The 5,331-nt window shown below is 64.5% G+C and carries 5 protein-coding genes and 1 pseudogene; 2 read left to right on the top strand and 4 right to left on the bottom strand.

The window, feature by feature from the left end:
* Positions 1 to 231, bottom strand: a pseudogene (locus tag ACFHPP_RS30270) (hypothetical protein); the annotation flags it as partial.
* 526 nt (positions 232 to 757) lie between these two features.
* Here ACFHPP_RS30270 and ACFHPP_RS30275 point away from each other — a divergent pair.
* Positions 758 to 1,762, top strand: a complete 1,005-nt coding sequence (locus ACFHPP_RS30275) for a catalase family peroxidase (RefSeq protein ID WP_437166949.1) — start codon at positions 758 to 760, stop codon at positions 1,760 to 1,762.
* A gap of 150 nt (positions 1,763 to 1,912) precedes the next feature.
* On the opposite strand, the gene ACFHPP_RS30280 is transcribed toward ACFHPP_RS30275, so the two are convergent.
* Positions 1,913 to 2,278: a hypothetical protein gene (locus ACFHPP_RS30280; RefSeq protein ID WP_437166950.1), complete on the bottom strand. Its 366-nt coding sequence runs from the start codon at positions 2,276 to 2,278 to the stop codon at positions 1,913 to 1,915.
* A gap of 93 nt (positions 2,279 to 2,371) precedes the next feature.
* Positions 2,372 to 2,851, bottom strand: a complete 480-nt coding sequence (locus ACFHPP_RS30285) for a cupin domain-containing protein (protein ID WP_437166951.1) — start codon at positions 2,849 to 2,851, stop codon at positions 2,372 to 2,374.
* A 274-nt stretch (positions 2,852 to 3,125) separates the two neighbouring features.
* Between ACFHPP_RS30285 and ACFHPP_RS30290 the strand changes: the two genes are divergently transcribed.
* Complete coding sequence (locus tag ACFHPP_RS30290; RefSeq protein WP_437166952.1) at positions 3,126 to 4,598, top strand: PLP-dependent aminotransferase family protein; 1,473 nt, start codon at positions 3,126 to 3,128, stop codon at positions 4,596 to 4,598.
* Between the two features lie 77 nt (positions 4,599 to 4,675).
* On the opposite strand, the gene ACFHPP_RS30295 is transcribed toward ACFHPP_RS30290, so the two are convergent.
* On the bottom strand, positions 4,676 to 5,331 hold a 656-nt coding region (locus ACFHPP_RS30295; protein WP_437166953.1), incomplete at its 5' end, for a hypothetical protein.

Consider the following 5,331-nt stretch of genomic DNA (forward strand, 5'->3'; position numbering starts at 1 on the left):
AACCACTGTAGGTTCTACGATTATTATGGGTTCAATAACGGGAACGGGCTCGTAGTAGATCGGCGTGGGCGCGTAGTAGTAGGTTGGAGCCGGTGCGTAATATGGGTCTGGTTCGACGTATACCGGTTCTGGAATGACAAGTACCGGATCCGGCTCGAAATAATACGGATCCGGCTCATAGTAATAATCATCTTCATAATAAAACGGATCGGGTTCGTAGAATGTGTGCATGTTGCGGCCTCCATACTGGCGCAGGTAAAATCACGCATCTCCTCCGCGCTGCCTGGTAAATGCTACCGGTGACGAGATGAGGAGAATGACGTATTTCTCCAATCCTCGAAGTGCACCATAGTATAAAACCAAAAATTCGGCGGGAAAGCGGCTGTCCCAAGGCATGTACTTGGGATGACGTGGCGCGGCTTTTGAAGATCCAGTGCCCAACACGATCATGGTGCGGGTGAGCACCTCCTCCGCCGCGGCCGGGTCGCGCCAGCGATCCCACAGGCCGGCAAGGCCAGCACAGGCGCGCCGTCCGCGGCGGTGACCAGGTGCGGCTGGCGCCGCTCATGCTCATCGTCGGCAGCGGGCTTTGCTGCTGGCTTGGGATGAAGCCGCTTGTCTGGCCCGTTGTCCCGTCATCATGCTGCCGCTTGATTTTGGCCAAAGGGAAAGGCCAGCCTCTCCTGACGTAAGGGCGGTCGCGGAGGCCCCACGCACTTCGCGAGCCTGCAACCGCGCGACACCCACAGGAGCAATCATGCCAGACCTTGCCCGCCCCCTCGCCTTGGTCGCCGGAGCATTCGCCCTGCTGCTTGGCCTGCCGGCCCAGGCTCAGTCCGCAGCCGAGCCGCCCTCCTCCGAGGCGATCGTCGATGCCTTTGAGGCAGTGCTTGGCCCAATCCGCACGCATCGCCCGAGCCATGCCAAGGGCACCTGCGCCGCGGGCCATTTCGTCGCGACGCCTGACGGCACGCGGCTTTCCGTGGCTCCTGTCTTCAACGGCCAGCGCGTGCCAGCGGTGATCCGCTTCGGCGTCGGCGTCGGTAATCCGGCGGGGCCCGATACCGGCCGCACCACGCGCAGCCTGTCCATCCGCTTTGAGACCGAGGCCGGCGACATCTGGGACATGGCCAATATCTCCGCCCCGATCTTCGGCTCCCCGACGCCGCAGGTCATGGTTCAGGGCCTGCTGGCCCGGCGCCCCGATCCCGCGACCGGCCGCCCGAATGCCGAGGCCGTTGCCGCCTTTATCGCCGCCAATCCCTCCACCACGAATCAGGCCCGTTGGCTGGCGGCGACGCTGCCGCCGGCAAGCTGGGCCACCACCCCCTATTGGGGCGTCAATGCCTTCCGCTTCCGCGGCACCGACGGCGAGGTGCGCCACATCCGCTGGGTGTTCGAGCCGCGCGCCGGCACGCAGCGCCTGACCGAGGAGCAGATGCGCAGCCTGCCATCCGAGTTCCTGGCGGATGAACTACGCCGCCGCGTAGCCGCCGCGCCGGTGGAATTCGACATGGTGCTGCAATTCGCCGGCCCCGGCGACGACCTGACCAACCCGACGGTCACTTGGCCGGACGATCGCCCACGTGCCGTGGTCGGGCGGCTCACGGTCACGGAGGTGGCGCCCGGCCCGGGCGGCGCCTGTGATCCGATCAGCTTCCTGACGCTCGATCAGGCGCCGGGCATCGAGTACAGCGACGACCCGACGCTGCACGCCCGCACCGGCGCCTATGCCGTGTCGCTGTCGCGGCGCCTGCAGTAGTCGATCAAGGTTATCACCTGAGCCGCCGCACAAGATCTCCATCTTCGCCGCCGGGGCCGCGGCGGCGCGTGGCTGGTCTGGCATGCCGGCGCGGGTCGCCGGGCGCGACGCCACGCGCTGTCTGATGAGCCTGCCTCAGACTGGCCAGGGTCAATGCTGATGTTCAGGCGGGGCGAACAGAACCAATTCTACACGTTCCGAGCCTTCAACGTACGCGTCATGCCCTGGCGGTATCTCGAAGAAATCGCCGGCGCCAATCCGCGTTTCCGCCTTCGTGTCCAACATGCGGACCACCAACTTGCCGCTGAAACAGTATCCGGTGTGGCGCATCGGGCAGGAGTCGGGCGAGCCCAGCAGCGGCTTCTCATCGGCCTCCCAGGTCCAGCCCGGCTCAAAGATCGCGTGCATTCCAGCTGTACCGTCAGCCATCCGGATGATGGAGATGCGGCCGCGCTCCTTCATGTCGAGCAGCTGGTCAGGTGCCTCGAAACGCTTCACCTCGATCGCAGAACTCATGTCTTGGTCCTTTCCATGTCTCACCTCGTTGCATCGCCGTAGCCTGGGGCGGAGGTAGCAGCGTCGTGGTGGCCGCTGCCGCCGCGCGGTTGCCTACTGGCGTCGCGGATCGTCGGCCGGATTGACGTAGGTGACGCCCCACGGACCGACACTGTGAATCTGGACGATCGTTTCTTCGCTTGTCCAAGCGAAGTGCGGAGTTCCAGGCGGCATGATGGCGAAGCCGCCAGCGCCTAGCGCCCTGGTTTTCGAGGGGTCCAGCTGGTCGCCGGCACCCATGTGGAAGGTGCCGGACAGGACGGTGACGTGCTCGATAACGGGATGGTGGTGCGCCGGTAGCCGATAGCCGGCCGGAAATCGGAGGCGTGCGGTAATTGGCCTTGCCTCGTTCAGTGGCCCCTCGATGACAGCGATCTGAGCGCCAGGTGGCAGCGACGGGATGTCGGTCCATTGCAGTTCGGTCGGCAGCAGCATGACGTGCCCGGCGGCATGCGCATGACCCTGGGCAGCAACTGTGCTGGCAAGGGGCAGCGACATCAGCGCAGCAAGGGCGATGGACAGCGAGTGGCGCATCGAAGCATCCTTCCAGTGGCGTGATCAGCGGCGGGAAATAACAATTTCGAGGTAGTCACAGGGGGACCACCATCGCTTCGTCATTAGAACGGTCGGGCCGGCCAGCGATGGTGCTGCAACCTGGCAGCTGCTCATCGACCGGTCTCCAGACCTGCATGTGAACGACACTGACTGTCGATTCATCTGACAAACATATACGGTATGGCAGACACCTGGCTGAACTGTACTGGTCGCGCGAGCAGGCCAGTCAGACGCTCCGGAGGTTGAACAAGCGATGATCGCAATCCGGGTCGACCCGCAGGATCCGCGCCCCTTGGTCGACCAGATCGTCGGCGCCATTCGGCGACAGATCGACGACCGATGCCTGCGCGCCGGCGCAAGGCTGCCATCGATCCGCAGCTTCTCCGAAGCTTTTGGGGTCAGCCGCTTCACCACCGTCGAATCCTATGACCGGTTGGTGGCGCAGGGCTATCTCGAGGCCCGGCGTGGTTCCGGCTTCTTCGTCACGCCGGTCCGCGAGGAAGCGGGTCATCAGCCGCCGCCGGACGGGCAGAAGCGCAACGAGGAACTGGTCTCCCTTATCCGCCGGCTGCTGCAGGCGCCGGATGGAACCATTCTGGCCGGTGGCCCGTGGCTGCCGAACGGGTGGATGGACGAGATGGGCATACGGCAAAACCTCGGCGCGTTGGCGCGCAAGAACGGGGCTCACCTGATCGAGTACGGCAATCCCTACGGCTACCTGCCGCTCCGCGAGCATCTGGTACTACTGCTGTCGGAACAGGGGATTGTAGGCAGCGCCTCGCAGATCGTGATGACGCAGGGGACCAGCCAAGCCTTGGACCTGATCATGCGGCATTTCGTCCGGCCGGGCGATGCCGTGCTGGTCGACGATCCAGGCTACTATAACCTGTTCGGCAATCTCCGGCTGCACGGCGCTCGGCTGCTTGGAGTACCGCGCAACGGTGATGGGCCTGATCTGGCGGCGCTTGAACGGCTTGCTGCCGAGCATCGGCCGCGGATCTACTTCACGCAGTCTGTGCTGCAGAACCCGACATCGACCAACATGAGTCCTCACGTCAGTTTTCGCCTGCTGCAGATCGCGGAGAAATACGATTTCCTGGTCGTGGAGGACGACATCTTCTGTGACCTGCAGGTCAAGCCCACACCGCGTTTAGCGGCGCTCGATCAGCTCAAACGGGTGATCTATGTGCGGAGCTTCTCAAAGACGTTGTCGGGCAGCCTGCGGGTGGGGTTCCTGGCGGCGCACCAGCCCATCGCCGATGACCTGGCCGACGTGAAGATGTTGTCGAGCATCACCAGCTCACAATTCATGGAACGGTTGCTGTACCTGACCCTGGTGGATGGCCACTACCGGAAGTTCCTGGCGCAGCTTCATGGCCGGCTAGGCGAGGCGAGGCTTAACGCGATCCGCGCCTTTGAACGCATTGGGATGCAGCTGTTCGTCGAGCCGGAGGCCGGCATGTTTTTGTGGGCGCGGTTTCCGGATGTGGAAGACGCGCTGGCGCTGACGGAGAGCGCGTCGTCGCAAGGCATCATGCTGGCGCCCGGCGTGGTGTTTCGGCCGCATCTGGAGCGGTCGCCATGGATGCGGTTCAACGTCACGTCCTGCGCCAATACGCGGGTTCTCCGGTGGCTGGAGCAGGTGAGCGTGATGCCGAACAGTGATCCATCCTTGCTACCGCGTACCGTGCCGGCTGTCCGGCGTCAGCACCCTGAAGGCGCATGACCTGATCACCAACCCGACCTTCGTCGTGGTCAAGGCGGCCCGGGAGTTCCACACCAAGACCACCGCGCCCAGACACCTTAGGCTTCCGAAAGCCAACCCAGCTCGATAAGCCGCTCCCGCTCTCCCCTCAGGAAGCGGTCGCCGATGTCGCCGCGCCAGCGCAGCTCAGGTGCCACGACGTTGCGAGCACGCTTCGCGGCCGCATGCTGCGCGTCGCCTACCGTAAGACCGGTGCCCGTGACGATCATGGCGTGGCCTGAACGCCGGCGAACAAGCAACTGGCCTTCAGCGTCCCTTCGGACATCCACAAGATGATGGAAGCGCAGATCCGCCGCCTCAGGCTGCCGCAGGAAAAACAGCGGCACGTCGTCGGCCGGCGTCGCATCGGCGTCCACCGCAGGGAACGGTGGTACCGTCAGCACGGTCGCAACAGACCAGCCGGGTGTCGTCGGGAAGTCGGTGGCGCCCTCCAGCATGCGAAGGAACAGGTCGCCCCAACCCTCCCGCTGCATCGCCGCCAGCACGGCGAAGCCAGGGTTGCCGAAACGGATGGGCGGGATGTCCGGCACGGGCTCGGGCGCGTAGGCACGGTCGAGGCCGTTGCGCAGGATGGATGCGATCGAGCCGTAGCTGCGGGCGCCGATGTCGAGGCAACATGTTCTCGATGCGGTGGCGCTGGCGGTAGAGCGCAGCGTCATGCGGGATGGGCAGTTTGCGGCTGCGCGTTGAGGGT

The sequence above is a fragment of the Falsiroseomonas sp. E2-1-a20 genome (assembly GCF_051433195.1).
Classification (GTDB): Bacteria; Pseudomonadota; Alphaproteobacteria; order Acetobacterales; family Acetobacteraceae; genus Falsiroseomonas.

Coding starts and splice junctions, on each gene's coding strand:
- ACFHPP_RS30275 (WP_437166949.1), top strand. CDS start 758: ATGCCAGACCTTGCCCGCCCCCTCGCCTTGGTCGCCGGAGCATTCGCC.
- ACFHPP_RS30280 (WP_437166950.1), bottom strand. CDS start 2,278: ATGAGTTCTGCGATCGAGGTGAAGCGTTTCGAGGCACCTGACCAGCTG.
- ACFHPP_RS30285 (WP_437166951.1), bottom strand. CDS start 2,851: ATGCGCCACTCGCTGTCCATCGCCCTTGCTGCGCTGATGTCGCTGCCC.
- ACFHPP_RS30290 (WP_437166952.1), top strand. CDS start 3,126: ATGATCGCAATCCGGGTCGACCCGCAGGATCCGCGCCCCTTGGTCGAC.